25 protein-coding genes are annotated in these 26155 nt (G+C 61.9%); 17 read left to right on the top strand and 8 right to left on the bottom strand.

Annotation, left to right across the window (positions count from 1 at the left end):
* Positions 1-14 precede the first annotated feature (14 nt).
* Entirely contained in the window at positions 15-1403 is a 1389-nt protein-coding gene (locus tag RAC79_RS06425; RefSeq protein WP_174038934.1) for a M20 family metallopeptidase, read from the top strand.
* Here the strand turns inward: RAC79_RS06425 and RAC79_RS06420 are convergent.
* Positions 1400-2008, bottom strand: coding sequence for a LysE/ArgO family amino acid transporter (locus RAC79_RS06420; RefSeq protein WP_059753851.1), 609 nt, complete (start codon positions 2006-2008; stop codon positions 1400-1402). The two genes, RAC79_RS06425 and RAC79_RS06420, sit on opposite strands and share 4 nt — an antisense overlap.
* Before the next feature lie 371 nt (positions 2009-2379).
* Between RAC79_RS06420 and RAC79_RS06415 the strand changes: the two genes are divergently transcribed.
* The gene (locus RAC79_RS06415; protein ID WP_174038935.1) at positions 2380-3279 is read left to right on the top strand and encodes a LysR family transcriptional regulator ArgP; all 900 of its coding nucleotides are present in this window, start codon (positions 2380-2382) and stop codon (positions 3277-3279) included.
* Positions 3280-3519: 240 nt separating this feature from the next.
* Here RAC79_RS06415 and RAC79_RS06410 read toward each other — a convergent pair whose 3' ends face one another.
* Positions 3520-5712, bottom strand: coding sequence for a transglycosylase domain-containing protein (locus tag RAC79_RS06410; RefSeq protein ID WP_065654209.1), 2193 nt, complete (start codon positions 5710-5712; stop codon positions 3520-3522).
* A gap of 267 nt (positions 5713-5979) precedes the next feature.
* On the opposite strand from RAC79_RS06410, the gene RAC79_RS06405 reads away from it, so the two are divergent.
* The 7 genes from RAC79_RS06405 to RAC79_RS06375 all read left to right on the top strand — a co-directional run bounded on the left by RAC79_RS06405 (position 5980) and on the right by RAC79_RS06375 (position 11759).
* Entirely contained in the window at positions 5980-6459 is a 480-nt protein-coding gene (locus RAC79_RS06405; RefSeq protein WP_065654208.1) for a YcgN family cysteine cluster protein, read from the top strand.
* Between the two features lie 170 nt (positions 6460-6629).
* Positions 6630-7454 (top strand): class D beta-lactamase, encoded by an 825-nt coding sequence (blaOXA, locus tag RAC79_RS06400; protein WP_020811374.1) that lies wholly within the window; start codon positions 6630-6632, stop codon positions 7452-7454.
* Positions 7455-7802: 348 nt separating this feature from the next.
* A complete protein-coding gene (locus tag RAC79_RS06395; RefSeq protein ID WP_174038936.1) occupies positions 7803-10385 on the top strand; it encodes a heavy metal translocating P-type ATPase in 2583 nt (860 codons plus the stop codon).
* Complete coding sequence (gene cueR, locus RAC79_RS06390) at positions 10382-10804, top strand: Cu(I)-responsive transcriptional regulator (protein ID WP_078051560.1); 423 nt, start codon at positions 10382-10384, stop codon at positions 10802-10804. Before RAC79_RS06395 ends, cueR begins: the two co-directional genes overlap by 4 nt.
* Before the next feature lie 53 nt (positions 10805-10857).
* A complete protein-coding gene (locus tag RAC79_RS06385; RefSeq protein WP_080817386.1) occupies positions 10858-11058 on the top strand; it encodes a heavy-metal-associated domain-containing protein in 201 nt (66 codons plus the stop codon).
* A 76-nt stretch (positions 11059-11134) separates the two neighbouring features.
* Positions 11135-11404, top strand: coding sequence for a type II toxin-antitoxin system ParD family antitoxin (locus tag RAC79_RS06380; protein WP_174038937.1), 270 nt, complete (start codon positions 11135-11137; stop codon positions 11402-11404).
* Positions 11394-11759: a type II toxin-antitoxin system RelE/ParE family toxin gene (locus RAC79_RS06375; protein ID WP_174038938.1), complete on the top strand. Its 366-nt coding sequence runs from the start codon at positions 11394-11396 to the stop codon at positions 11757-11759. Before RAC79_RS06380 ends, RAC79_RS06375 begins: the two co-directional genes overlap by 11 nt.
* Here the strand turns inward: RAC79_RS06375 and RAC79_RS06370 are convergent.
* On the bottom strand, positions 11756-12004 hold the full coding sequence (locus RAC79_RS06370) for a hypothetical protein (RefSeq protein WP_078051558.1): 249 nt from the start codon (positions 12002-12004) through the stop codon (positions 11756-11758). The genes RAC79_RS06375 and RAC79_RS06370 overlap by 4 nt on opposite strands.
* A gap of 191 nt (positions 12005-12195) precedes the next feature.
* On the opposite strand from RAC79_RS06370, the gene RAC79_RS06365 reads away from it, so the two are divergent.
* Positions 12196-13584: an MFS transporter gene (locus tag RAC79_RS06365; protein WP_174039005.1), complete on the top strand. Its 1389-nt coding sequence runs from the start codon at positions 12196-12198 to the stop codon at positions 13582-13584.
* A gap of 76 nt (positions 13585-13660) precedes the next feature.
* Here the strand turns inward: RAC79_RS06365 and RAC79_RS06360 are convergent, their stop codons facing one another.
* Entirely contained in the window at positions 13661-13834 is a 174-nt protein-coding gene (locus tag RAC79_RS06360; protein WP_078051557.1) for a hypothetical protein, read from the bottom strand.
* A 68-nt stretch (positions 13835-13902) separates the two neighbouring features.
* Positions 13903-15618, bottom strand: a complete 1716-nt coding sequence (locus RAC79_RS06355) for a glycoside hydrolase family 32 protein (RefSeq protein ID WP_174038939.1) — start codon at positions 15616-15618, stop codon at positions 13903-13905.
* A 168-nt stretch (positions 15619-15786) separates the two neighbouring features.
* On the opposite strand from RAC79_RS06355, the gene RAC79_RS06350 reads away from it, so the two are divergent.
* The gene (locus tag RAC79_RS06350) at positions 15787-17247 is read left to right on the top strand and encodes a YdiU family protein (RefSeq protein WP_174039006.1); all 1461 of its coding nucleotides are present in this window, start codon (positions 15787-15789) and stop codon (positions 17245-17247) included.
* A 173-nt stretch (positions 17248-17420) separates the two neighbouring features.
* Here the strand turns inward: RAC79_RS06350 and RAC79_RS06345 are convergent, their stop codons facing one another.
* Positions 17421-18521 (bottom strand): saccharopine dehydrogenase family protein, encoded by a 1101-nt coding sequence (locus tag RAC79_RS06345; protein WP_174038940.1) that lies wholly within the window; start codon positions 18519-18521, stop codon positions 17421-17423.
* A 143-nt stretch (positions 18522-18664) separates the two neighbouring features.
* Between RAC79_RS06345 and RAC79_RS06340 the strand changes: the two genes are divergently transcribed.
* A complete protein-coding gene (locus RAC79_RS06340) occupies positions 18665-19096 on the top strand; it encodes an Lrp/AsnC family transcriptional regulator (RefSeq protein WP_003522324.1) in 432 nt (143 codons plus the stop codon).
* Between the two features lie 232 nt (positions 19097-19328).
* Here RAC79_RS06340 and RAC79_RS06335 read toward each other — a convergent pair whose 3' ends face one another.
* Positions 19329-19697, bottom strand: coding sequence for a helix-turn-helix domain-containing protein (locus RAC79_RS06335; RefSeq protein ID WP_065654197.1), 369 nt, complete (start codon positions 19695-19697; stop codon positions 19329-19331).
* A 142-nt stretch (positions 19698-19839) separates the two neighbouring features.
* Here RAC79_RS06335 and RAC79_RS06330 point away from each other — a divergent pair, with 142 nt between their 5' ends.
* Positions 19840-20679 (top strand): SDR family oxidoreductase, encoded by an 840-nt coding sequence (locus RAC79_RS06330; protein WP_174038941.1) that lies wholly within the window; start codon positions 19840-19842, stop codon positions 20677-20679.
* 23 nt (positions 20680-20702) lie between these two features.
* Here the strand turns inward: RAC79_RS06330 and RAC79_RS06325 are convergent, their stop codons facing one another.
* Positions 20703-22343 carry an alpha/beta-hydrolase family protein gene (locus RAC79_RS06325; RefSeq protein WP_174039007.1) on the bottom strand — a complete coding sequence of 547 codons (1641 nt, stop codon included), beginning with the start codon at positions 22341-22343 and terminating at the stop codon, positions 20703-20705.
* Positions 22344-22777: 434 nt separating this feature from the next.
* Between RAC79_RS06325 and RAC79_RS06320 the strand changes: the two genes are divergently transcribed.
* From RAC79_RS06320 to RAC79_RS06305, 4 genes are all read left to right on the top strand, one after another.
* Positions 22778-23305 carry a hypothetical protein gene (locus RAC79_RS06320; protein ID WP_174038942.1) on the top strand — a complete coding sequence of 176 codons (528 nt, stop codon included), beginning with the start codon at positions 22778-22780 and terminating at the stop codon, positions 23303-23305.
* Entirely contained in the window at positions 23302-24561 is a 1260-nt protein-coding gene (locus RAC79_RS06315; protein ID WP_174038943.1) for a DNA-packaging protein, read from the top strand. Before RAC79_RS06320 ends, RAC79_RS06315 begins: the two co-directional genes overlap by 4 nt.
* Before the next feature lie 448 nt (positions 24562-25009).
* Positions 25010-25648, top strand: a complete 639-nt coding sequence (locus RAC79_RS06310; RefSeq protein ID WP_174038944.1) for a hypothetical protein — start codon at positions 25010-25012, stop codon at positions 25646-25648.
* Between the two features lie 58 nt (positions 25649-25706).
* The gene (locus RAC79_RS06305; RefSeq protein ID WP_003522330.1) at positions 25707-26015 is read left to right on the top strand and encodes a Dabb family protein; all 309 of its coding nucleotides are present in this window, start codon (positions 25707-25709) and stop codon (positions 26013-26015) included.
* Positions 26016-26155 lie beyond the last annotated feature (140 nt).

Below are 26155 nucleotides of genomic sequence, written 5' to 3'. Positions count from 1 at the left end.
GGGGATATTCCATCATGTCGCGACAATCCGCAATCGACCGTGCCGCCGCCTGTTTCGACGATGGCAGCTTCGAGCGGGATTTGTCGCGACGCGTTTTGCGACGGACCGAAAGCCAGAATGAGGAGCAGGGCGAGGAGCTGACGCTTTATCTGGAACAGGAAATGTTGCCCGCTTTCGCCGCCATGGGTTTTTCCTGCACCATCCTGCGTGATCCGACGGCGGATTTGCCGTTTCTGATCGCCGAGCGTTTCGAAGGCGGCACGCTGCCGACCGTGCTGGGATACGGCCACGGGGATGTCGTGCGCGGGCAGGACGAGGGCTGGGCCGAGGGGCTTTCGCCTTTTGTGATGTCTGAGCGCAATGGCAGGTGGTATGGGCGCGGCACCGCCGACAACAAGGGGCAGCATTCGGTCAATATGGCGGCGCTGAAGGCCGTGCTCGAGACACGCGGCAGGCTTGGTTTCAACGCCAAATATCTGATCGAGATGGGCGAGGAGAGGGGATCCCCCGGCCTGAGAGAGATTTGCCGGAACCATGGCGAGCGGCTGAAAGCCGATCTTCTGATCGCTTCCGACGGCCCGCGCCTGAATGCGGAACGGCCGACGGTTTTTCTCGGCACGCGCGGCGGCATCACCTTCGATCTGGTGATCGAGGCGCGTGAGGGCGGCCATCATTCCGGCAATTGGGGCGGCGCGCTCTCCAATCCCGGCGTGCAGCTGGCCCATGCCGTCGCAAGCCTTGTCGGCCCGACCGGCCAGATCCGCGTGCCGGAACTGGTGCCGGAGGAATTGCCGAAAGCGGTGCGTGAGGCCCTTGCCGATTGTGAAATCGATGGCGGGCCGGACGGCCCGAAGATCGATCCGGACTGGGGCGAGCCCGGCCTTTCCACCGCCGAGCGGGTTTTCGGCTGGTGTGCGCTGGAAGTGCTGGCTTTCGAGACCGGCAATCCGCGTGCGCCGGTCAACGCCATTCCGCCACGGGCATGGGCGCGGCTGCAACTGCGCTTCGTCGTCGGTATCGATCCAGAAGCGGTTCTGCCCGCGGTGCGGCGTCACCTCGACCGGCAGGGTTTCGCCATGGTGGAAATCGCGCCTGCCGGCGACGAGATTTTCCGCGCCACCCGCCTCGATCCGCAGGATCCATGGGTGGATTTCACGCTGCGCTCCATTGCGCGCACAACGGGCAGAAAACCGGCGCTTCTGCCCAATCTCGGCGGTTCGCTGCCCAATGATATCTTTGCCGATATCCTCAAACTGCGCACCATCTGGGTGCCGCATTCCTATCCCGGCTGCTCGCAGCATGCGCCGAACGAACATTTGCCGAAGCAGATCGCCCGCGAGGCGCTTACCCTTATGGCCGGGCTCTATTGGGATATCGGAGAGGGGAATACGCCGCCGCTTTAGGCGCCCATGACGAGCTTGAAGGCGATGGCCCACATGGTGACGGCGATGACGCCTTCGAGAATGCGCCAGGCGGAGGGTTTTTCGAAGATCGGCCGCAGCCAGCGCGCGCCGTAACCCAGTGAAAAGAAGAACACCAGCGAACCGGTAGCCGCGCCCGCCGCGAAGGTTTTCTCGAAGCCGGGAAACTGCGTGGAAATGGTGCCGAGCAGCACGACGGTATCGAGATAGACGTGCGGATTGAGAAAGGTCAGCGCAAGGCAGATGGCCAGCGTCTGCCACAGGCTCGCCTCCTGCCGCTCCGCCACCGAAAGCGCCTCGGAGGAGCGCAGCGCCGAATGCAGGCTTTTGGCGCCATACCAGATGAGGAAGGCGGCCCCCGCATAACGCATGATGGGATCGAGCGCCGGCATGATGGCGCTGATCCGCTGAAAACCGAAAACCCCGACGGTAATCAACAGCGCATCGGCAATGGCGCAGGTGGCGCAGACGGCAAACACATGCGAGCGCGCCAGCCCCTGCTTCAGAACGAAGGCATTCTGCGCGCCGATGGCGACGATGAGGCTGAGGCCCATCGTCAGGCCGGTGAAGAAGATCTGGATGTCCATGCGCGTCGCGGCCCCTGCCTCTGTCCATTGCGGAATGGCCGAAGGCGTTGCTTCCGGACCGAGTGCTTGGATATTTCCGCCGGATAGTTTAATCCAGTTAAATTAACTCAATCCGGATAAGCTGAGCTAATGGCGCACTTCTCTCTTCAACCTTTCGGTTTTCCACAACGTTGCCATCTCTCCACCCTCATTCCTGTGCTCGTCACAGGAATCCAGCCAGCCCAAGTCGTGGGGCTGAAAAGACTCTTACGCCGCACAGACGTGCGTCGACTGGATTCCTGTGACAAGCACAGGAATGAGGGAGAGAGAGGCCGTCACCTATGGCTTCCAGGGCCCTCACGCCACCTCCAAACCCTGCATGAGGTGCCGTAATGCTCGATTATCCCTCCATGCGGGCCGTGGCGCTCGTGGCTCAGACCGGCAGTTTCGAAAAGGCGGCGCAGGTGCTGTGCGTCACGCCGTCGGCCGTCTCCCAGCGCATCAAGCAACTGGAGGAGCGGCTGGGCGTGGTGCTGATCGTGCGCGGCAACCCGTGCGTGGCGACGGAAAAGGGCGAATGGCTATGCCGTCACATGGATCACGTCGGCATGCTGGAAAGCGAATTGTTCCGACAGCTTCCGGCGCTGGCGGAAGCGGGTGCAGCGCAGGAGCGCGTGACGCTCAACATCGCCACCAATGCCGACAGCCTCGGCACATGGTTTCTGGATGCGGTTTCGAAATTCACCGGCGGCAGCGATTATCTCGTCAATATTGCGGTGGACGATCAGGATCACACGGTGGAATGGCTGCGCGGCGGCAGGGTGCTCGCCGCCGTCACCGCCCATGCCAAGCCCGTGCAGGGCTGCCGGGTCCTGGCCCTCGGCGTGCTGCGCTATCACGCCACCGCCAGCCCGGATTTCATGGCCCGCCATTTCGCCGGGGGCGTCACGCCCGCCGCCCTTGCCCGCGCGCCGGGGCTCACCTTCAACCAGAAGGACAGGCTGCAGGCGAGCTGGGTCAGGAAGGTGCTGGGCGAGGATATCGCCTATCCCACCCACTGGCTGCCCTCGACCGACGGTTTCGTGAAGGCGAGCCTTTCCGGCATAGGCTGGGGGCTCAACCCGGTGCAGCTTGTGGGGGATCATCTCAAGACGGGCAGGCTGGTGGAGGTCGTTCCCGGCACACCGCTCGATATTCCGCTTTACTGGCAGGTCAACCGGCTCGCGGCGGAGCGGCTTGGGGTGTTGACGTCGCATGTGGTGGAGACGGCGAGGGCGGTGTTGTTGCGATAAGTTGCGGATTTGGAGACACGGCGGCGGCGGAGTGCTTGGCTCACCCCCCTCTGCCCTGCCGGGCATCTCCCCCTCAAGGGGGGAGATCGGCTGGTGGCCCTACCGCCACTTCATTCTCTAACCTTGAGATGGGCGAAACTTCGCCGCAGATCGATCTCCCCCCTTGAGGGGGAGATGCCCGGCAGGGCAGAGGGGGGTAAGCCGCGCACTCCGACAGAATCATCAGGCATGCGCCACACCTCACCGCCGCGCCGCATCCTCCGCGCCTTCCCGCAACGACGCATCCGCCACCTTCTGCGTCGTCACACTCAATGCCGAAGCGTCTTTCATCTTCTTGGCGATGGAGCGGATCACACGCGTTGCCTCGGCCGAAAGCGAGCGCGGGCGGGTGAGCGCCGGCAAGGCGGGGGTGCTGGTGGCAGCGGCCGCCACTTCCGCAGAAGGCTGCGGGCGTGCGCCTGTCGGCAGCGGGTTCTGGATGCCGGGGATCGGTCGCAGCTCCATGCCCTGATGGGCGTAGTCCATCAGCCGCTTGAAGGCCATGGCCGGAAGCGCGCCGCCTGTCATGTTGTTCATGGGCGTGAAATCGTCGTTCCCGAACCAGACGGCCGTGGTGTAATTGCCGGTGAAACCCACATACCAGGCGTCGCGATAGGCCTGCGACGTGCCGGTCTTGCCGCCGGAAACGATGCCGTTATCCAGCGCGCCGCGCCGGGCCGTGCCCATGACCGGTATGGTCACCAGCATCTGGTTCATCTTCGAATTGGCGTCTTCGGAAAGCACCCGTTTGGCGGGCGCTTCGTTGTGGCTGAAATCGTAGAGAACATTGCCCTCGTAATCCAGCACCTGCTCGATGCCGTGGCGGCGCGACTGCATGCCGTCGGCCGGGAAAACGGCATAGGCGGTGGCCTGATCGAGAACCGTCACTTCAGATGTGCCGAGCGGAATGGTCTTGTCGCTGCGCAGCGGCGTGGCGACACCCATGGCCTTGGCTGTATCGACGATGACCTGCGTGCCGAGCACGTCCTTGGCAAGACGCACGGGCACGGTGTTGTAGGATTTGGCGAGCGCCATCTGCAGCGTCACCTTGCCGGCATAGGAGCGGCCGTAATTCTGCGGCGACCAGCCGCGCCAGGTCACCGGCGCGTCGGAGATCAGCGTCTCCGGCTTCATGCCCTTTTCCATGGCGGCCGAGTAGGTATAGACCTTGAAGGAAGAGCCCGGCTGGCGCAGCGCCGCCGTGGCGCGGTTGAACTGGCTTTCGCCATAGTCGCGTCCGCCGACCATGGCGCGCACGCCGCCGCCGTTCTCGATCATCACCATCGCGCCCTGCTTGACGCGGTAACCTTCGCCAAATTCGCGCAGGCCCATTTCCATCGCCTGTTCGGCCGCCTGCTGCAGGCCGGTATCGATGGTGGTGCGCACGACCACGGTGTGGTCCTTGAACTTGCCCTCGGCGGCCAGCCGCTGCACTTCGTCGAAAGCCCAGTCGAGGAAATAATCCGGCGCCTTCACATCGGCGCGGTCGATGACGGTGGCCGGGTTGCGCCGCGCGCCGATGACCTGACCCTCGGTCATCAACCCGCTCTGCACCAGGTTGGAAAGCACGGTGTTGGCGCGGGCACGCGCGGCCGGCAGGTTGACATGCGGCGCATATTTGGCCGGCGCCTTGAACAGGCCGGCCAGAATGGCGGATTCGGCCAATGTCACATCGGTCAGGTTCTTGCCGAAATAAAATTGCGCCGCCGCCGCCGCCCCGAAGGTGCCGCCGCCCATATAGGCGCGGTCGAGATAAAGGCTGAGGATTTCCTTCTTCGACATGTTGGTCTCGAGCCACAGCGCGAGGAAGGCTTCCTTGATCTTGCGCTCCAGCGAGCGCTCATTGGTCAGGAACAGGTTCTTGGCGAGCTGCTGCGTCAGCGTCGAGCCGCCCTGCACCACGCCGCCGGCGCGGGCGTTTTCGCTCATGGCGCGGGCAAGGCCGATGAAATCGATGCCGAAATGGTCGAAGAAGCGCCGGTCCTCGGTCGCCAGCACCGCCTTGATGAAATGATCCGGCATCTGGTCGATCGGAACGGAATCCTCATGAATGATACCGCGATGGCCGATGGTGTTGCCGTAACGATCAAGAAAGGTGACGGCGAAATCGCCGCGATAACGCCAATCCTTCTTGGTTTCCTCGAAGGCCGGCATGGCGAGCGCCAGAAGCACGACGGACCCCGCCGTTCCGAAGGTCAGCGCGTCGCAGGTGAGGTTGACGAGGAGCTTCTTCCAGCCACGCACATGCAGCTTGCGCGAGGCGATGGTGACGTCTTCCCAGAAATCCACCAGCCTTGCGGCAGCCGTCCACAGGCCGGAGTCGATGAAGCTATCGATCCGGAGCAGGATGTGCCGTTTTTTACGGCCTTTTTTATCGTCTTTTTCTTCCTGCACCTGGCGATGTTTTCCTGTTCAACGCAACGCGGCCATCGATATGTCTGCGTGATATTCTACGCTTCAACCCATTCCCGACGCAAAACCGTGGCATGGTTATGTCGGAAGTGCTTGACGCGGCGGCCTTTCGCGGGCCAATGACCCCTCTGCCGCCTGCCAATATGCTAAAATATCGTACAAACCAGCCCTTGGCGATACGATATAAAGGATTAGGGACCGGTTAAACACTCCCGTCCAAGAGATCAAAATGAAACGGAAATGTTAACGATGAATGACGCGCCGTTCTGGAAAACCAAATCACTCACGGAGATGACCGGTGAGGAATGGGAAAGCCTGTGCGACGGCTGCGGCCTGTGCTGTCTGAACAAGCTGGAGGACTGGGACACCGGCGAAGTGGTGTTCACTTCGGTTCGCTGTGTGCTGCTCGACGGCGAGAGCTGTCGATGCTCCGATTACGAAAACCGCCGCGCCACCGTGCCGGACTGCATCCAGCTCGACCTGAAGAAGGTGCATGAGATCGGCTGGCTGCCGCCCACATGCGCCTATGCGCTGGTGCGCGACGGCAAGGATCTGTACTGGTGGCACTATCTCGTTTCCGGCGATACGGAAACGGTGCATCAGGCCGGCATTTCCGCCCGCGGCCGCACCGTCAGCGAGGCCGATGTGGATGTTGACGACTTCGAGGATTATGTGGTCGACTGGCCCCTGACAGTGGGTGAGAGGGCAGGCGAAAAGGAACGGATGTGACGGAAAACGTCTATTTTCGTTTTGGTCCTATTCCTGCCCCATCGTTCCCTTAAGGCAGTGTCGCCCGAAAGCGTGTCACGGTTTCGGGTTACGACTTGTCTGAAATCAAAGACAGCTTCCGGCCATTCCGGCAAATGATCCGCAAAAGCGGACGAGGGACATCAAAACGCATGCGCTATCGGCTGCCCGCCATCGTTCTTTCATGCCTCGCCCTTCCGGGGCTCCTGCCGTTTTCCGCTGACGCCCAGCAACAGCCCCAGGCCTTCGAATGCACGCTGGTCACCTCCATCGAGACCGGCGCCATCATCAACCAGCAGGGCGCCTGCGATCAGCGCGTGGCGCCGGCCTCCACCTTCAAGGTGCCGCTTGCGCTGATCGGTTACGACGCCGGCATTCTTCAGGATGAAAAGACGCCCGCCTGGGACTGGAAACCCGGCACGGAGGCGCGCGCCTCCGACCGCAAGACGGTCGATCCTTCGATATGGGAGCAGGATTCGGTGCTGTGGTATTCGCGTGAAATCACCCGCCGCCTCGGCCCGGAAAAATTCGCCGCCTATGTGAAGCGCCTCGGTTACGGCAATGCCGATGTTTCCGGCGAGCCGGGCAAGAACAACGGCCTGACCCATTCGTGGCTCGGATCGTCGCTGACGGTCTCGCCGGTAGAACAGGTCGGCTTCCTCCGCCGCCTTCTGGCCGGCAATCTGCCGGTCTCGCGCGATGCGCAGGCGAAGACCAGGGCAATCGTGCCGGTCTTCGATGCGCCGGAAAGCTGGAGCGTGCATGGCAAGACCGGCACCGGCTACATGCGTGACGAAAAGGGCAATCCCGACCGCAACCGCCCCTTCGGCTGGTTCGTCGGCTGGGCGGAGCGCGAAGGCCAGCACATCGTCTTCGCAAGACTGCGCGTTTCCGACAAACCGTCCGACGAGCCGCTCGGCCCCGCCGTGCGCGATGCCTTCCTGCGCGATATTCCCCGGCTGGCCGTGCATCGGTAGCTGCACGCATCTCATAAAAGCGTAGTTTTTGCGACGTGTTCCTTCCCTCATCCCTGTGCTTGTCACAGGGATCCAGCCAGCCCAAGTCCTTGGGCTGAAAGGACTCTTCCCGTCGCGCCGACGCGCGTCGACTGGATTCCTGTGACAAGCACAGGAATGAGGGTGATATCTTGGCGCATGGAAATGTGAACGCTATGGGCCGAGATAGCGTGGTTATCAGGTGTCCGTCAGCGGGCGGCAACAAGAAGCCCGCTGCACTCACGATTGTGTGTTCAACAAAAAGTTTCCGCTTCCCTTGACCTTCCCATCATGGGAATCTCTACATAGGGTCTCGAAAGGGGATTTCCCATGAACGAGACAGTCAAACACGCCCATCGACATGAACCAGTTTCCATTCCCGTGGAAGGCATGACCTGCGCTTCCTGCGTGCGGCGGGTGGAAACGGCCGCGGCCAAGGTGCCGGGTGTCATGTCGAGTTCCGTGAACTTCGCCACGAAGAAGCTCACCGTCGAGCCGGCCGAAGGTTTTTCGGCCAGAACGCTTGGCGCCGCCATCAAGAAGGTCGGTTACGATATCGCGCCGGAACGTCACGAATTTGCGGTGGAAGGCTTGCGGGGCGAGGCTGAGGCCGAGCGGCTGAAGGCCGTTCTGGAAGCGGTCGCCACCACAATCGCCGTCAAGGTCGACGCTGCCTCCGGCAAGGCCTCCGTGGAAACGATTGGCGGGCGGCGTGAACGGGATGCGCTTGTGGAAACGGCAAAGCTCGCCGGGTTCGCGCTGAAGACGCCGACACCGCACGACCATTCCGCCCACAACGGTCACGGCCAGCACCACGGACATCATCAGGGCCACGGCCAGATGGCGGCGGGCGAGGCCGGCGGCCACGACCATATGCAGCATGCCGGCGAAGAGGGCGCGCTGAAACGCGACCTGACGATCGCCACGATCCTGACCGCGCCGCTTTTCGTGCTGGAAATGGGCGGCCATCTTTATGAGCCGATGCATCACTGGCTGATGGGCATCATCGACACGCAGAACCTCTATTACATCTATTTCGCGCTGGCGACGGCGGTGATTTTCGGACCGGGCCTGCGTTTCCTAAAGACCGGTTTCCCGGCTCTGCTGCGCGGCGCGCCGGAAATGAACTCGCTGGTGGCGCTGGGTGTGACGGCGGCCTATCTCTATTCGGTCGTCGTCACCTTCGCGCCCGACCTGCTGCCGGAAGAGGCGCAGTTCGTCTATTATGAAGCGGCAACCGTCATCGTCACGCTGATCCTGACCGGACGGCTTCTAGAAGCCCGTGCCAGCGGCCGCACGGGAGACGCCATCCGCAAGCTGATGAGCCTGCAAGCGAAGACCGCCCGGGTGGAGCGCGACGGCGCTACCATCGATATTTCCCCCGAAGACCTCGTGGCCGGCGATATCGTCGTCATCCGCCCCGGCGAAAGGCTGGCGGTGGATGGCGAAGTCGTCGAAGGCTCCTCCTATGTCGATGAATCCATGATATCGGGCGAACCGGTGCCGGTGGAAAAGACGGTCGGCGCAACGGTTGTCGGCGGCACCATCAACAAGACCGGCGCCTTCAAGTTCAAGGCAACCAAGGTCGGCGCGGATACCATGCTGTCGCAGATCATCCGCATGGTGGAGGAGGCGCAAGGGTCAAAGCTGCCGATCCAGCTGCTGGTGGACCGCGTCACTGCGCTTTTCGTGCCCGTTGTCATCGCTATCGCGGTGCTGACCTTCATCGTCTGGGCGATCTTCGGTCCCGAACCCGCCTATACTTTCGCGCTGGTCAATGCGGTCGCGGTGCTCATCATTGCCTGCCCCTGCGCCATGGGTCTCGCCACGCCGACATCCATCATGGTCGGCACCGGCCGGGCGGCGGAGCTGGGTGTGCTGTTCCGCAAGGGACAGGCGCTGCAGGAACTGCGCTCGGCTGAGATCGTCGTGGTCGACAAGACGGGGACTGTCACCAAGGGCCGCCCGGAACTGACCGATCTGGTGGTTGCGGAAGGGTTTGCCGATGACGCGGTTCTGGCGCTGGTCGCCGCCGTCGAGGGCCGCTCGGAACATCCGATTGCCGAAGCCATCGTCCGGGCTGCGGAAGAAAAGAAGGTTGCGACCCCGGAGGGACTCGAACCCATGACCGTCGAAAACTTCGAAAGCGTCACGGGTTATGGCATTGCCGCCACCGTCAACGGCCGCAGGGTCGAAGTCGGCGCGGATCGGTTCATGGCGAAACTCGGCCATTCCGTGGATATCTTCGCTGAGGCCGCCGCAAGGCTGGGTGACGAGGGCAAGACGCCGCTTTATGCCGCCATCGACGGCAGGCTGGCGGCCGCGATTGCGGTTGCCGATCCGCTGAAACCCTCGAGTGTGACTGCCATCAGGGCGTTGCAGGAGATGGGCATCGAAGTGGCCATGGTGACGGGCGACAATGAACGCACGGCGAATGCAATCGCCCGGCAGGTCGGCATTTCCCGCGTGGTGGCCGAAGTGCTGCCCGAGGGGAAGGTGAAGGCGATCCACGAGATGCGCGCAGGCGGCAAGGTGCTGGCCTTCGTGGGCGACGGCATCAACGATGCGCCGGCGCTGGCCGAGGCCGATATCGGCATCGCTGTCGGCACCGGCACGGATGTCGCCATCGAAAGCGCCGATGTGGTGCTGGTCGGCGGCGATCTTCTCGGTGCGGTCAACGCCATCGAGATGAGCCGGGCGACCATCCGCAACATCAAGGAAAACCTGTTCTGGGCTTTCGGTTACAATGTGGCGCTGATACCGGTTGCGGCGGGCGTACTTTATCCGGCCTTCGGCATCACGCTATCGCCGATGATCGGCGCGGGCGCCATGGCGCTCTCCAGCGTCTTCGTTCTCGCCAATGCGCTGCGGTTGAAACGGGCGAAGGTGGCCCATCGGGAGGTGACGTCATGAATATCGGCCAGGCATCGGAAGCATCGGGCGTTTCCGCCAAGATGATCCGTTATTATGAGCAGATCGGCCTCATCACGCCGGCCGCCCGCACCGGCAATAATTACCGGGTTTATGGCGAGCAGGACGTGCACAATCTGCGCTTCATCAAGCGGGCGCGCACGCTCGGTTTTTCGCTGGAAGAAACCGAGACGCTGCTGAAACTCTGGCAGGATAAGACCCGCGAGAGTTCGGCGGTGAAGGAGATTGCGCTCGTCCATATCGCCGATCTCGAACAGAAAATCGCGGAGATGAAGAGCATGGTGAAGACGCTCTCCCATCTCGCCCATTGCTGCGGCGGCGACCACCGGCCCGATTGTCCCATCCTCGACGATCTCGCGGGCGCGGATAAGACCGACGCCAGACGCGCGCGAACCCACTGACCTTTAATGACGGCCGGTGCGAGAACATCGCGACCGGCCAGAAGGAGAAAACCATGAGTGCAACCACCTTCCTCATTCCGGACATGACCTGCGGCCATTGCGAAAAGACGCTGCGCGGCGCTCTCACGGAGGCTCTTCCCGGCGCATCCGTCAGCATCGACCTCGATGCCCACAGGCTGACCGTGACGGGCGATGCCGCAACCGCGGAAGCGGCGATCCGCGAAGCCGGTTATTCGCCGGAACGGGCGGGCTGAAGCGTCTCGTTGCTGGAATGAGCAGGAAAGATGTGCTACTGAGTAGCATCATCTTTCCTGTCGAGGGAGTGCCACAATGTCCGTCAAGGCGTCAGTTTCCATCTCCGATCAACAGGATAGCTTCGCCCGCAGGCTGGTGGAGGAAGGGCGTTATGCCAGCCTCAGTGCCGTCGTCCAGCGAGGGCTGGAACTGCTTCGGCAGGAAATGGAACTGAAGGACGCCGAACTTGCCGCGCTTCGTGATTTGCTGGTCGAGCGACGGCAGGGCGACTTCGTCTCCGTGGAAGAGGGCAAGCAAAGAACGGCAGCGATGATCGCAGCCAAGAAGGCCGGTTATGGCCTTTAAGGTCCTGCGCTCGACACAGACGGATCAGGACCTCGGCCTCATTCTCGATCATCTCATCCAGTCCTATCTCGACCTTGGCGACGCCTTGCCGGGGGCTTTTGCGCGCGCTGCGCGACGCGTGGGGTCAATTGAAGCGGATATGGAAGCGCTTCACAAAGCGCCTTTTCAGGGGACATTATTGCCTGAAATATTGCCCGGCCTTCGCCGGGTAACGAAAAATCAGGCTGTCTTTTATTTCGATGTCGATGAGGGTGAAAAGACCGTGCGTATTCTCGCGGTTTTTTTCGGCGGGCAGGATCATCTGCGCCATATGCTCACGCGCCTTTCGTCCCGTCGCGCGCCGAATCTTCCCTAAACCTCGTCGAAAGCCCCGCCCTCCCGCGAAGGGTTGCGGTCGATCACCCGTTCCTCGGCATCGTCGGGCAGGGCCTCGTCGCTTTCCTGATAGGGATCGTCCTCGCTCTCCGCCTCTTCTTCCTCGATTTCCTGTTCGATGGATTGCGGAATTTCTCCCTTGGCGGGAAGGGCGTCGATATCGAGATCGAGGAGGTCCTCATCCATGGCGTCTTCGTTGCGGGGCAGGATTTTCTCGCGGTCCATGACGGTGTCCTTTCTGTCCGTTCATTCGACAAACGGTCCGGAGGCGCGAAGGGTTCCTGCCGCCCTTGAATTCCGTCACTAAATTCCGTCCGGCCGGATTGCGTGAAAAAGCCGTCTTGACCTCAATGGCGCTTGAGGTTCTAGTTTGCCCGCCGTACCGAAAAAATGGAAAGGATACGGCTTTGTCGAGTATGGAAATGACGGAGAAAAACGGCTGGAGCGAATTGCTGAGCGGGGCGAATCTCTCGCTTCTGACCGTCATTTCCTCCGGTATCGGCCTGCACGCTTTCAATCAGTTCGCGGTGGTGACGGCCTTGCCCGTGGCCGTCAACGAAATTGGCGGCGCTGCCTTTTATAGCTGGGCCTATAGTCTCTATTTCGTCGGCTCCGTCGCGGGCGGCGTCACCGCCGTCCTGTTTCGCGAGCGTTTTGGCGCACGCGTCGTTTTGCTTCTCTGCTGCCTGATTTTTTCTTTCGGTTCGGTCCTCTCGGCAATCGCCGGTGACTTTTTGTGGGTGGTCGTCGGACGTGCCCTGCAGGGACTGGCGGACGGGCTGATCGTTGCCGTTTGCTACAGCCTCATTCCCGCCGGTTTCCGCTCCGGCCTGCTGCCGAAGGTCTTCGCCATCGAGGCGGCGATCTGGGCGGTCGCCTCCTTCATCGGCCCGCTGACCGGTGGTTTCGCCACCGAACATATCTCCTGGCGCGCTACTTTCCTGCTGTCGGCGCCGCTGATCCTGCTGCTTCTGGCCTATACCACCATTGCCGTGTCCGCCGAGCGGCCGGTGGCGGCGACGCGCAAACCGCTGGTGCCGCTGTTTCTGTGCCTTGTCGGCGCCCTGGCGTTCTCCGCGCCTTCCGCCTTCGAGGATGCGAGCCTGCGCGCCCTTTCGCTGCTGGTGGGCGCGGCGATGCTGTGGGCTTCGCTGCGTGCGGGCATCCGGCCTTCAATCGGTCTTTTCCCGAAGGATTCCTTTCGGCTGAAGACGGTGCTCGGCAGCGGTTTCTGGGTGCTGTTCCTGATGTCCTATGCCCATGCGCTGGGCAGCGTCTATCTCGCTTATGTCGCCATCAATCTCTGGCAGCATGAACCGACCTTTGCCGGTTTCATCGTGGTGACGATGCCGCTTGCCTGGAGCTTCGTGGCGATGCTGATCGGCAGCCTGCGTTCTGCCCGCATTCGGGAGATTTGCCTGCATTACGGCCCTTACCAGATGGTGCCGGGCTGCGCGCTGCTGGGGCTCGGGCTTGCGACCGGCAACTGGGGAGAAATGCTTGTCGGGCAAATTCTGATAGGCTCTGCCTTCGGCATGTCATGGGCTGGCATCAGCCAGGCCGCCATGGAGGCCGCGCCGGAAGAGGAACGCAAGATGACGGGGGCGCTTCTGCCGACGGTCGCGACGCTGGGCGCCGCCGCCGGTGCGGGCGCCAGCGGCACCGTCGCCGCTGCGACCGATCTGGTGGGGCAGATCGAGCGGGCGGATGTGACGATGCCGATGGTTTACCTCTATGGGCTGGGTGTAGTCGTATCGCTGCTGGCGATCATGACCGCCAGCGGGTTGCGGGGCGAACGGCACTAGAGCATTTCCAGGAAAAGTGGACCCCGGTTTTCCGTCCGGAAATGCGACCAAGCGAAAGGCGGCTCCTCCGCCGCCGTCAGGACTGAGTGGTGGCGATGGTGATCGCCGCCAGATAGACGACGAAGGCCATGATCGCGATCGCGCCGATGATGACGACGATGCCCTTGCCGGCGCGTTTTTTCTCGGCCTTGTTTTCATTGGCTTCGGTCGGAAACAGGATCGGATCGCTGGTGTCGCGGATTTTGGTCATGCCGTTTCTCCTTATCCGTGGAATGGGCGGTTTCGGTCTATCAACCGCCCAATCAGCCAAAAGGTTCCTCACGGTTTCAGCGCCCAGCTGGTGGCATGCACCACCGCGCCGGGGGCGGCCTTCAGCAGCGCTGAGCGTACCGGTTCGAAACCTTCGAGGCGCTTGGTGCCCACATATCGGCCGCGATTGGCGAAAACTTCGATGGAGCCGTAATCGAGAAAGATGCGGATACGGGATGCCCTCGCTCCTTTGGCGATATAATGCGGCGAGGGGCCGTCACGCCCGTCCTCGTGGCGGATCCACAGGCCCGTTTCATCGGAAACGACACCCAGTCTGACCGCCGGATGATCGAGCACCAGTTCGAAGGGCGCGCCGGGTGCGGCAAGCTCGAACAATATTTCCACCGCCCCGCTGATGAAGGTAACGCGTTCGCCGGCGGCCAGCCGCGTGCGGTCGAGAATATGGCTGCGCAGGCTTTCCGCCGCACCGATGGGCGGGGTCAGAAGCTCGCCGTTTGCATAGTGAATCCGGCGCGGCAGCGTCATGGAGGTGGGGAAATCGATCTCCGGATTGGCATCCGCCCAATTGGCCAGCCAGCCCATGCCGATGATGCTGTCGCCATCCAGAAAGGCCTGGAAGGCGTAATTATCGGTGCCGAAATCCAGCTCCTGCCCGGATTCCTTGGTGAAGACCTTGCCGTCGAACCAGCCGACATCGGCCATGGTCAGGTTCTTGCGGCCGGTTTCCGGGTCTTCCGAATGCATCAGCCCATAGATCAGCACCCAGCGGGTGGAACGGGCATTGGCAGGTCCATCGAGCGGCAGCAGGCAGGGGCATTCGATGGCCGTGGTTTTATAACGCGTTTCCACCCACAGCTTGCCCACATAGGTCCAGCCCGATGCGGCGGTGGGGTCCAGCGTCTCGTAAAGCAGGATGACGCCGCCGCCATCGCTCTGGCTGCCGAGCACCATTTTCCAAAGACCATCAGGGCCGCGGAAAACATAGGGGTCACGGAAATCCGGCGTCAGCCCCTGTCCGTCCGGACGAGTGCCAAGAATGACTTCGGCCTGCCCGGCCATGATGAGATCGGAGGAGGTGGCTGTGAGCTGTATCTGCTGTTCGGGAATGCGGTCCTGCACCTGCTCGGTGAAGAAGACGCGGATGCCCGTGCCTTCCACCAGCGGAATGGTGGAGCCGGAATAGGCGCCGCCGCGCTTGTCTGGCCGTGTCGTCAGATCCTCGGAAGGGAAAAGGAAGATCGGCAAGTGCCGCCAGCGCAGATAATCCGAGGAGACGGCATGGCCCCAATGCATGGTGTTCCAGCGCAGCCCGTGCGAATAATGCTGATAAAACAGATGCGGCCGCCCCTCGAAGCGACCGAAACCGTTCGGGTCGTTCATCCAGCCGAAAGGCGGGCGGAAGTGATAGCTGCCGGGAAGCTCCGGTGCGGCATTGTCCGGCTTGGTATGGACGACGGTGATGCCGGTTTCCAGCACATCCGACGCCGTGAACCAGTAGATGACGGAAACGGCGGTCGTGACCGTGTCGTAACTCAGCTCCACATGGCCGCCGCCGAAAACCTGATAGATTCGAAAACTGAACTCTTCCGTGTTGACGCTTGAAACCTCAGCAAATTTTCCATTCTGATTGGAAAAGGAGACTGCACCCGGCTCGGCATCTTTCTTCGCTTTCAGCCAGACATGGAAGGTGGCGTTGACGGGCAGATCGGTGTGAATGGTGCGGATGGCGCTTTCCGGCTCGGCTACGGCTTCAACGACGCTCATTGCTTTTCCTTTCCTTGGGCATTCTGCGGGTCAAGCATAGGAACGATGATGGCGCGGGAAAGTTCATTGCGCAAAATTGAATGAGGCGATCGCGCAGGTTGGGCATTTATCGCTCGCATCCGCCGCCTTCCGGCCCCATATAGGGGCAAAGCAGGGAGTTTACCCGTGATGAAATTCGACAATTCCTATGCCCGCCTGCCGGAACGGTTCAGCGCCGCCGTGCTGCCGACGCCGGTGAAGGCGCCGCGGCTCATCGCCTTCAATCGTGGGCTGGCCGATGAACTCCTTCTCGATGTGGCCGGCCTTGACGATGAAAGGCTGGCGGCGATCTTTTCCGGCAATGTCGTGCCGCAGGGGGCCGAACCGCTGGCCATGGTCTATGCCGGCCACCAGTTCGGTGGTTTCGTGCCGCAGCTCGGCGATGGCCGTGCCATTCTGCTGGGTGAGGTGATCGACAGGAACGGCAAGCGCCGCGATATCCAGCTCAAGGGCTCCGGCCCGACGCCGTTTTCGCGCCGGGGCGACGGGCGCGCGGCCCTTGGCCCGGTGCTGCGCGAATATATCGTGTCGGAGGCGATGTTTGCGCTCGGCATTCCTGCCACGCGGGCGCTGGCGGCTGTCCTTTCCGGCGAAAGGGTGCAGCGCGAAGTCGGCCTGCCGGGCGGTGTTTTCACCCGCGTGGCGGCAAGCCATATCCGTGTCGGCACGTTCCAGTTCTTCGCCGCGCGCGAGGATGAGGAAGGGATCAGAAACCTCGCTGACTATGTGATCGACCGTCATTATCCCGAGGCGAAAGAGGCAGACAATCCCTATCTCGTCCTGCTGCAAGGTATAGCGCAACGGCAATGCGACCTCATCGCCCGCTGGATGATGGTGGGTTTCATCCATGGCGTGATGAATACTGACAATATGGCGGTCTCCGGCGAAACCATCGATTTCGGCCCCTGCGCCTTCCTCGATGAATATCACCCCAACAAGGTCTTTTCCTCCATCGATGTGCAGGGCCGTTATGCCTTCAACAACCAGCCGGGCATTGCGCAATGGAACATTGCAAGGCTGGCGGAATGCCTGTTACCGCTGCTCGATCCGCAGGTGGAAAAAGCCGCCGAACTCGCCAATGCCGTTCTCGCCGATTTCGCCGCCGCCTTTCCCAAACGCTGGCTTGCCGGCATGCGCGAAAAGCTTGGCCTGACGACGGAGGAAGAGGGCGACATCGATCTGGTGCAGGCGCTGCTGGCGCTGATGCAGGCATCGGAGGCGGATTATACGCTGACCTTCCGGCGTCTTTCCCATGCGGCCAATGGCGATGCCGAGCCGTTTCGCGGCATGTTCATCGATATTGCCGGAGCGGACGAATTTCTGGCGCGCTGGCGGGAAAGAGCCGGTCGCGAGGGGATTTCCGATTCCGAACGATCAGCGGCGATGCTCTCCGTCAATCCCGCCATCATCCCGCGCAACCACCGCATCGAGGAACTGATAGAGGCAGCGGTGGAAGAGGGGGATTTCGAGCCCTTCCACGCCATGCTGAGGGCAATCGCCACGCCTTTCGAGGAGCGGCCGGACAATTTCGTCTATATGCAGCCGCCGATGAGCCATGAGCGGGTGTTCAGGACGTTTTGCGGGACGTAACGGGTTCGTCAATCCTCGCCGTCATGCCGGACTTGATCCGGCATCCAGCCGCCGCGCGTCTGCGCGGCGAGAGAAGCCTTTTCAGCCCAAGGACTTGGGCTGGCTGGATACCGGCTCGAGGCCGGTATGACGGAGGAATGGGAGGAGATGTTCTCTCGACCGTTTTCTCTTTCTCACCCAACCCGGGCCAGTGGCTCATGCGCGCCATAATAGTGGCCGAACCGGTTTTCGAGGAATTTCGATAGCGCCACTTCCTCCTGTCGCACGAAGCCCTTCTGCGGCAGGGCGCCTTCGGCGAGCAGATCGAGAACCGTGCAGATGCCGGCGGCGGTGGTGATCTGGATGGCGCTCATCATCCGGCCGGAAACCGGGCCGGCATAGACCTTGTTGGCGTAGGTTTCCTGCAGGAAACGGCCGTTCCGGGTGCCGCAGACGGTGACGAAGACGATGACCACATCCTGCATGGTGCCGGGCAGGGCGTTTTCGAACAGGTCCTTCAGCACATCGCGGCGATTGCGCAGGTTGAGGTCGTTCAACAGCGCCTTCATGATCGCCACATGGCCGGGGTACCGGATGGTGCGGTAATTCATCGTCCGCACCTTGCCTTCCAGCGTGGCGCACAAAGTGCCGAGGCCGCCAGAGGTGTTGAAGGCCTCATAGGTGACGCCGTCGAGTGAGAATTCCTCACGTTCCTCCAGCGCCGGAACGGCGGTGAGGCGGCCTTCGACGATCGCTTCGCAGGGCTCGATATATTCGTTGATCAGCCCGTCCGTGCTCCAGGTGAGGTTGTAGTTGAGCGCATTGGACGGATATTGCGGCAGAGCGCCGACGCGCATCCTCACGCTGTCCAGCTTGTCGAACTTGGCGGCGAGATCGGCAGCGACGATGGAGATGAAGCCGGGGGCGAGGCCGCATTGCGGAATGAGCGCCGTCTCGGCCGTTTCTGCCAGCGCCTTGACCTTGCGGGTGGATTCGACGTCTTCGGTGAGATCGAGATAATGCGTGCCGACGGCAACGGCCGCTTCGGCAATGCCTGCCGTCAGGTGAAAGGGGGCGGCGGAAAGCACGGCGAATTTGCCTTTCAGCAGTGCTTCCAGAGCGGGACGGTCGGTGATGTCGACGATTTCGGTATCGACACGTTCATGCGCCGGCACATTGGCCAGCTGATCGGCCGAACGGTCTGCGACGGTGATGCGATAATCGCCGGTGGCCGCCAGCATCCAGGCGATGGCCGAACCGATATTGCCCGCGCCGATGACGACAATGTTTTTCATGTTTTGTTCCCCGCAGTGAATGCAAATGTGTGAGCGCGGATGCGCTTCAAGAACAGAATGCCAGTTTTTATTGACGATTCGCAGCTTCACTATGTGCGGATAGCGGGTTAATATTAGGCAATAAGACGACAGGATTGGTCACTATGACGATTGCCGACAAGGACCGGGCGCTGCTTGCCCTGCTTTCCGAAAATGCCCGCATGCCGGTGGCGGAGCTGGCGCGAAAACTCGGCCTTTCGCGCACCACGGTGCAGGCCCGTATCGAGCGGCTGGAGGCGGACGGGGTGATTGCGGGGTATGGCCTCAGGCTTTCGGAAAGCTATCTTTCCGGGCTGGTGCGCGCCCATGTGCTTATTACCATCGGGCCGAAGGCGCTGCCCGGTGTCACGGCGGCCCTTGCCGCCATCAAGGAGGTGACGACGCTGCATTCGGTGAGCGGCACCTTCGACCTCATCGCCATTCTCGCTGCGCCTTCGATCCTCGATCTCGATCGGTTGATCGACCGGATCGGCGCACTTGACGGCGTGGAGCGCACGCTGTCGTCGATCATTCTGTCGACACGAATTTCGCGGTAGGAGCGTTTGAGGGAGTGGAAGATACGCGAAACCCACTTCCGTCATGCCGGATTTGATCCGGCATCCAGCCGACGCGCGTTTGCGCGGCGAACAGAGTCTTTTCAGCCCATGGACTTGGGCTGGCTGGATACCGGATCAAGTCCGGTATGACGGAAGCGGTGGTCTGCAAAACGAAACAGCGAAGGAGCTTGCCGCTCCCATGTTTCTCTCGCTACGGAAGAGCGAAGACCATCTAAACCACCGCCCGCTCATCATAAGCCTTCTGCGCCGCCATCACCGCGTCGATATTTCCCTCCGCCCAATGGGCAAGCGCCGCCACCGTGTCGGTCAGCGTCCGCCCCAGCGGCGTAAGCGAATATTCGACCGTCACGGGTACGGTCGGGAACACCTGCCTCGAAATCAGCCCGTCACGCTCGAGCTTCTTCAGCGTCTGCGACAGGACTTTCTGCGAAATGCCTTTGATCTCCCGCCGCAGCAGATTGAAGCGCACCGCTTCCACCCGCAGCCGGTCGAGGATCAGCAGCGCCCATTTGTCGGCAATCCTGTCCAGCACCATGCGGGTGGGGCAGCGGTCTTCATAGACGTCATAGATACGTTCCATGGGTTTGTTCCGTCGTTTCAGGGCCATACCGGTTTCCGAAAGGAAACCAGATAACCGAAAAGTGCTCTCTTTTCATGATTTCGCAAACGCAGTACCTATGTTTTCGAAACATGGTTTCCATTAGATACTACGGAGATTTGAGATGACAGGCAAGATACTCGTAATCGGTTCCACTGGCACCATCGGCACGCCGCTGGTCAAGGCGCTGGTCGCCAAGGGGGAAAACGTAAAGGCCGCGTCGCGCGGCGGCAATGCGACGGACGGCGCGGAAGGTGTGCGTTTTGATTATACCGACGCATCGACTTATGCGGATGCCTTCGACGGCGTTGACCGTCTGTTCCTGCTTCTTTCCGGCGGGCGTCTCGATGCCATCGACGCGCTGACGCCTGTGGTCGAGGAGGCGGCGCGGCGCAAGGTGAAGATCGTGTTCCTCAGCGTCCTCGGCGTCGATGCCGACGATTCCATTCCCTATCGCCAGATCGAGCTTAAGATCATCGCTTCGGGTACGCCTTACGTCATCCTGCGCCCCAACTGGTTTGCCGATAATTTTCACAGCTACTGGAAGGCCGGCATTGACCACGGCCAGATCGCCGTGCCGGCCGGCGAGGGCAAGTCGAGCTTCATCGACGTCCGCGATATTGCCGACAGCGCCGCCGCCGCCCTGACCTCTGACGCCTTTAACGGCAAGGCTTTCAACCTGACGGGTCCGAAGGCCTTCGGTTACGGCGAAGCGGCCGCGCTGATATCGCAGGCGATCGGCAAGCCGGTGTCCTACGCTGCCGTTTCGGATGAGGTCTTCATCGGCATCCTCACCGGTGCGGGCGTGCCGCAGGACTACGCCTCCTTCCTCGCTTCGATCTTTTATCCCGTGCGTGAAGGCTGGACAGCGGTGGTGACCGGCGATGTCGAAACGCTGACCGGCCATGCGCCGCGTTCACTGGAGACCTATATCGCCGACAATCTGGACAGGCTGAAGGGCTGAGGCTCAAAGCGAGCCCGCCGTGCTCACGCCGGATCGGTGGAGCCGCGGCGGGCCTTGAAGAACATCTTCAGCCGCTGGATCTCCTCGGGGTTCCAGCCGTCTGGCGCGGTTACTTCCGTCCATGCATCGATGTAATGTTCCGGCGCATAGACATGGCCATAACCGATGGGCGCGGTGGTTGCGGCGGCGACATCGAGGCCGAGCTGCAGCAGGGTGACGACCGGGAACCAGCGGAAGGATGTGGAAACGTCAGGCCCGTGATGCGCCATCCATTGCGGCCGCCGGTAAAGCGAGGCGGCCTCGAAGAAGGTAATCGGGTCGCTGGCATATTGCAGATAGACGATCCGCATTGGTCCCCATTTCGCATCGGGCATATGGGCGGTGGTATATTGGTTGGCGAAGCGGATGACGGAGGAATCGCGGAAGCGCGGCAGCCATTCCGGCGTGCCCTTCACCCGGCCATTGGTGGCCATGCGCCATGTCGGGCTGGAAAAGGGCGGGCCGCTCCACAGCGCACCCTGAAACGGATCGGAGAGCACATCGTAAAGATCCGAGGATTTCTGCGAGTTGAGCGAGCCGAGGCTGAGGCCATGCAGGTAAAGCTTCGGCCGCGTTTCCTTCGGCAGCGTGGTCCAGTAACCGTAGACGGCCTCGAACAAAGCGCGCGCCGTCTCGACACCGTAATCCGGCTCCGTCAGCAGCGCGATCCAGCTCGAGAGATAGGAATATTGCACGGCGACGCTGGCGATATCCCCGTCATGCAGATATTCGACCGTATCGAGCGCTTCCGGGTCGATCCAGCCGGTGCCGGTGGGAATGACCACCAGAAGCACCTTTCGCTCGAAACCGCCGACCCGTTTCAGCTCCTCCAGCGCGAAGGCCGCTCTTTCTTCCGGCGTCGAAGCCGAGTTGAGGCCCGCATAGACCCTGAGCGGCTCCTTTGCCGGGCGATGGGTGAAGGCGGATATTTCTGTGGCCGCCGGACCTTCGGCGACGAATTCACGCCCGCGTCGGCCGAGCGATTCCCATGTCATCAGCGAGGCGCTGCTGCCGGTCTTGAGCGCATCTGACGGGCGCGGGACGTCGGGTTCGATCAGCGCATCCACCTGTTTCAGCGAGGAATCGGCAAATCTGAGGCCGATATCGAAGATCAGCCCATTGAGCAGCATCCAGGAGATGATGATCGCCACCGCGATACCGAGCACATTGGCAAGGCGGCGCGGCAGGAAATGGCGGCTGCGCGCAGCAAAGAACCGGCGGATAAGCTGGAACAGCCGGCCGGCGCCGATGAGGATGGCGGCGACCAGCACCGCAAGGCCGCCGGTCTTGGTGGGGTGGGCGCTCGGCAGCGGATCGAGCTCCATCAAGACGCGGATGGAATTCTGCCAGTCCTTCGCCTGCCATAAAAACGCGATGGCCGTGATGGCGGCGGCGAGCGCAATGAGAAAACGAATGCCGCGCGCATTGTGGCGTGAAGGTTCAGGCAGCTCCAGATAGGCCCAGATGGCGTGCAGAGCGACACCGATCAGATAACCGATGGCGAAGGAAAAGCCGCACAGCACCCCCTGCATCAGCCATGTGCGCGGCAGGAGCGAGGGCGTGAGCGAAGCACAGAACAGGATAGTGCCGAAGACGATGCCGGTTGCCGAAAGACCCGCAAACAACCGCTCAACCCATTGTTTCACCAACTTGACTCGCCCCTTGTACTCACCGCGTGGTGCTGAGTGTAATATGTGACGGACGAGGGTGCAAATCCTGCTGGCAGGAAAAAAATCATGAAAATAGGAAAATAATCCTTTACAGCGTGACGGTCGTTTGATAGTGTTTGGCTACGGTCGGAGATTTGCGGCTGGGTTAATTCAAAATATCAGAGCGCTGGATTTTACAAATAACAAGGCTTTGCTCTCTTCCCTCATTCCTGTGCTTGTCACAGGAATCCAGCCAGCCCAGGTCCTTGGGCTGAAAAGACTCCTTCCGCCGCGCAGACGCGCGTCGACTGGATTCCTGTGACAAGCACAGGAATGAGGGTTGTGGAGAGGCGCCGCCCGCAAATGAACCGCGTGCATCCCGTACCCATTTCCCATCTCAGGCCAATTCCATGACAATGTCTCACAATTGCGATCCGGCGCTCTACGGCGTCTGGCCCGAAACGCCCGCCTATGCGGCTGAGGACGCGCTTGAAGCCGCGCCGGAGACGAAATCGCGGGCCGACAGGCTGGCCGCCGAAGATGCGGCGCGCAACGGCAGCCTGCGGCAATTGCTGAACGAGTTGACGGAGGAGATGCGCGAGCAGTTCTGTCTGTACCGCAATCTCCGCCAGGCGAGCGAAGCCGCCTTTCTGGCGACGGCGGAGGATGCTTCGGGCAAGCTGGCGCGCGCCGATGTGAAGGCTGCGACGGACCAGCTTTCGCTGATCGTCCGCACGCTGGAGCGGATCGACGCTTTGCAACGGGTGCTGGCGGAAGAGAGGGAAGCTCTTTTCAGCGAAGACGAAACCGAGGCCGGGGACTACGAAGCGGCGGTGGCGCATTTCCTCAACCGCATCGACGAACTGGCTGAACAGAAATGCCGCGCGAAGATGGAGGTCGATCCCGCCCGCAGCCCCTCCGCAGAAACCGACACATGACGGATATGCCAACCGGACCCCATCTGCCGGCGCAGGTCTTCAACCTCCTGCGTGACTGGCGTTTCATCGGCAACCTGCCGCAGCAGCCGCCGGAGGGCGACTGGCGGACATGGCTTCTGATCGGCGGGCGAGGTTCCGGCAAGACCCGCGCCGGGGCGGAATGGGTGCATCGTGTCGCCTCCGCCGGCAAGCAGTCGGATTTGCGCATCGCGCTCGTGGCCGAAACGCTGGGTGACGCCCGTGAGGTGATGATAGACGGCATCTCCGGCATCTGCCGCATCGCCCGCCGCCATCGCCCCGCCTTCGAGGTATCGCGCCGGCGGCTCCTCTGGCCGAACGGCGCGATGGCGCAGGTGTTTTCCTCGGAAGACCCCGAAAGCCTGCGTGGCCCGCAATTCCACATGGCCTGGGCGGATGAGCTGGGCAAATGGAAATATCCGCAGGAAACCTGGGACATGCTGCAATTCGGCCTGCGTCTGGGTGAAGCGCCCCGGCAACTGGTGACCACCACGCCACGGCCCATTCCTTTGCTGAAGGCGCTTCTCGCCGATCCCGCGACACAGGTGGCGCGGATGCCGACGGCCATGAATGCGCGCAATCTTTCGCCCGGTTTTCTCAAAGCCATGCAGGACCGTTACGGCGGCACGCGGCTGGGGCGTCAGGAAATCGGCGGTGAATTGATCGACGAGCGGGAGGGCGCGCTGTGGAAACGCGCCGATCTGGAAGCGATCATAGAAGAGGCTCATGAGCCGCTCACGCGGATCGTGGTGGCGGTAGACCCGCCCGTCGGCGTCGGTGAACATTCCTGCTGCGGCATCGTCGTGGCGGGGCTTGGCATGTCCGGGCGTCTTAACGTGCTGGCGGATTGTTCGGTGGAAGGCGAAACGCCGGCCGGCTGGGCCCGCGCCGTGGTCGCCGCCTTTCGTCGCCACGAGGCGGACCGGGTGGTGGCGGAGGTCAATCAGGGCGGCGAGATGGTGCGCGCCATGCTGCAGAGCATCGACGCCAACCTGCCGCTGACACTGGTGCGGGCGAGCCGCGGCAAGTTCACCCGCGCTGAGCCGGTTGCGGCACTCTACGAACAGGGCAGGGTGCGCCACGCCGCGCGGTTTGAAAAGCTGGAGGACCAGATGACGGATTTCGGGCCAGACGGCCTATCCTCCGGGCGTTCGCCGGACAGGCTGGATGCGCTCGTCTGGGCGATCACAGCGCTGACGACGATGGTGGTGAGTGAACCGAAAGTGCGGGAGATGTGAGGTAGCCGATTATTGGCTCCAGCGAAGGAGAGCCAATTACCCGTCGAGCGGATGCCCGCGGTTTCTTCTCCCCGCCGGGGAGAAGAAAAGTGAGGCGCCGTCAACGCCCATTTCGGGCGTCTGACGGATATTATTTCTTCGGGGATTGCGCCGGTTTCGGCTGGGAGCCGGTTTCACGCATCTGGCGCCACTCGTTTTCGAGACGGTCATAAACGGTCTGGGGGATTGTCGCTGTCATGGTGGCATTCCTCCTTGAATGGTTAACGCTGCAGGATTGCGCGGTGAATGGAGTTAGCGCGCTAAGGTTCCGAAATTCAAGGAATTTTTTACCCCAAAACCCCGGGGCGCGGATTAAAATCGATTAAGGTTTTTTCAAATCGATTTAGTTCCGGCGGCCTGCATGTGGAAAAACCGGGCGTCGCATTGCCCATCATTTTCAGGAGCCATCATGGCCTATGACGAGGCGCGATTCTTCGCGTCGGCGCGGATTTCCATTTTCGGCGGTCGCCTGCGCGCGGCCCAGCTTGCCGGCACGAAAACGATGCTGGCAGGATTTGAAAATTCGATGCCGGGCGGCGATCCGCGCTGGCTCGCCTATATGCTGGCGACGGCCTTTCACGAGACGGCGGCGACCATGCAGCCGGTGCGCGAGACATTGGCGGCGAGCGATGCCGAGGCGATGGCAAGGCTCGACCGCGCCTTTGCGGCGGGCAGGCTGCCCATGGTGCGCAAGCCCTATTGGCGGCCGGACACGGAGGGTAAGAGCTGGCTGGGGCGCGGCTTCGTGCAGCTGACGCATCGGCGCAATTACGAGGCCATGTCGGCGCTGACCGGCGTCGATCTCCTCGAACGGCCCGAGCGCGCCATGGAGGCGGAGGTGGCCACCGCGATCCTGATCCACGGCATGGCGGGCGGCGGTTTTACCGGCCGCAGGCTCTCCGATTTCTTCAGCGACAGGTGCGAAGATTGGGACGGCGCCCGCGCCATCATCAATGGCAGCGACCGGGCGCGGCTGGTGGGCGGTTACGGGCGCGCATTTCATCACGCGCTTGTCGCGGCGCGGATTGAACCCGGGCGGGCCAGATGATAACCCGTTACCCGGTGCCGAAAAGGCTGCCTCCGAATTCTGCATGACAGGTGACACCGTGATCCGCCATATCGTCTTTTTCACCGTTCCCGAGGAAAACCGCGACGCCGTGCGCAGGGGGCTTTCCGGCCTGACCGCGATACCGCATTCGCTGAAGCTGGAAATCGGCGAGAACGTGAAGAAGGACCAATGGGGCAATTCGGTCGATTTCATCGTCTATGGTGAGTTCGAAAACGAGGCGGCGCTCGCCGCTTACAAGGCCGATCCCGCTTATGACCTCTCGACCCGCACGGTAAAGCCGCTGCGCGAAACCCGCGTTGCCGCCGATTTCGACAGCGATACGGCGGTGAAAGCGCCGATCCGGTAAACGTCCGGTTTCACCGAAGTCGGCGCGAGATATTGCTGCTGTGCGGACAGGGTGTCTCACGAGCGACGTCATCCTTGGGCTTGTCCCAAGGATCTGATCACGTCCAATAAAATCGAGACGTTGCAGATGCTCGGGACAGG

The organism is Agrobacterium sp. LR_9 (assembly GCF_041954855.1).
GTDB lineage: Bacteria > Pseudomonadota > Alphaproteobacteria > Rhizobiales > Rhizobiaceae > Agrobacterium > Agrobacterium leguminum.
The sequence above is the reverse complement of the archived record's forward strand: the minus strand, read 5'-3'. Positions and strand labels throughout refer to the sequence as shown.

Bases quoted from the DNA above. Each gene is read 5' to 3' on its own strand.
- blaOXA (WP_020811374.1), top strand. From the start codon at position 6,630: ATGCGCTATCGGCTGCCCGCCATCGTTCTTTCATGCCTCGCCCTTCCG.
- RAC79_RS06420 (WP_059753851.1), bottom strand. From the start codon at position 2,008: ATGGACATCCAGATCTTCTTCACCGGCCTGACGATGGGCCTCAGCCTC.
- RAC79_RS06395 (WP_174038936.1), top strand. From the start codon at position 7,803: ATGAACGAGACAGTCAAACACGCCCATCGACATGAACCAGTTTCCATT.
- RAC79_RS06310 (WP_174038944.1), top strand. From the start codon at position 25,010: ATGGCCTATGACGAGGCGCGATTCTTCGCGTCGGCGCGGATTTCCATT.
- RAC79_RS06315 (WP_174038943.1), top strand. From the start codon at position 23,302: ATGACGGATATGCCAACCGGACCCCATCTGCCGGCGCAGGTCTTCAAC.
- RAC79_RS06375 (WP_174038938.1), top strand. From the start codon at position 11,394: ATGGCCTTTAAGGTCCTGCGCTCGACACAGACGGATCAGGACCTCGGC.
- RAC79_RS06320 (WP_174038942.1), top strand. From the start codon at position 22,778: ATGACAATGTCTCACAATTGCGATCCGGCGCTCTACGGCGTCTGGCCC.
- RAC79_RS06405 (WP_065654208.1), top strand. From the start codon at position 5,980: ATGAATGACGCGCCGTTCTGGAAAACCAAATCACTCACGGAGATGACC.
- RAC79_RS06365 (WP_174039005.1), top strand. From the start codon at position 12,196: ATGGAAATGACGGAGAAAAACGGCTGGAGCGAATTGCTGAGCGGGGCG.
- RAC79_RS06330 (WP_174038941.1), top strand. From the start codon at position 19,840: ATGACAGGCAAGATACTCGTAATCGGTTCCACTGGCACCATCGGCACG.
- RAC79_RS06370 (WP_078051558.1), bottom strand. From the start codon at position 12,004: ATGGACCGCGAGAAAATCCTGCCCCGCAACGAAGACGCCATGGATGAG.
- RAC79_RS06425 (WP_174038934.1), top strand. From the start codon at position 15: ATGTCGCGACAATCCGCAATCGACCGTGCCGCCGCCTGTTTCGACGAT.
- RAC79_RS06415 (WP_174038935.1), top strand. From the start codon at position 2,380: ATGCTCGATTATCCCTCCATGCGGGCCGTGGCGCTCGTGGCTCAGACC.
- RAC79_RS06355 (WP_174038939.1), bottom strand. From the start codon at position 15,618: ATGAGCGTCGTTGAAGCCGTAGCCGAGCCGGAAAGCGCCATCCGCACC.
- RAC79_RS06380 (WP_174038937.1), top strand. From the start codon at position 11,135: ATGTCCGTCAAGGCGTCAGTTTCCATCTCCGATCAACAGGATAGCTTC.
- RAC79_RS06360 (WP_078051557.1), bottom strand. From the start codon at position 13,834: ATGACCAAAATCCGCGACACCAGCGATCCGATCCTGTTTCCGACCGAA.
- RAC79_RS06385 (WP_080817386.1), top strand. From the start codon at position 10,858: ATGAGTGCAACCACCTTCCTCATTCCGGACATGACCTGCGGCCATTGC.
- RAC79_RS06335 (WP_065654197.1), bottom strand. From the start codon at position 19,697: ATGGAACGTATCTATGACGTCTATGAAGACCGCTGCCCCACCCGCATG.
- RAC79_RS06350 (WP_174039006.1), top strand. From the start codon at position 15,787: ATGAAATTCGACAATTCCTATGCCCGCCTGCCGGAACGGTTCAGCGCC.
- RAC79_RS06340 (WP_003522324.1), top strand. From the start codon at position 18,665: ATGACGATTGCCGACAAGGACCGGGCGCTGCTTGCCCTGCTTTCCGAA.
- RAC79_RS06345 (WP_174038940.1), bottom strand. From the start codon at position 18,521: ATGAAAAACATTGTCGTCATCGGCGCGGGCAATATCGGTTCGGCCATC.
- cueR (WP_078051560.1), top strand. From the start codon at position 10,382: ATGAATATCGGCCAGGCATCGGAAGCATCGGGCGTTTCCGCCAAGATG.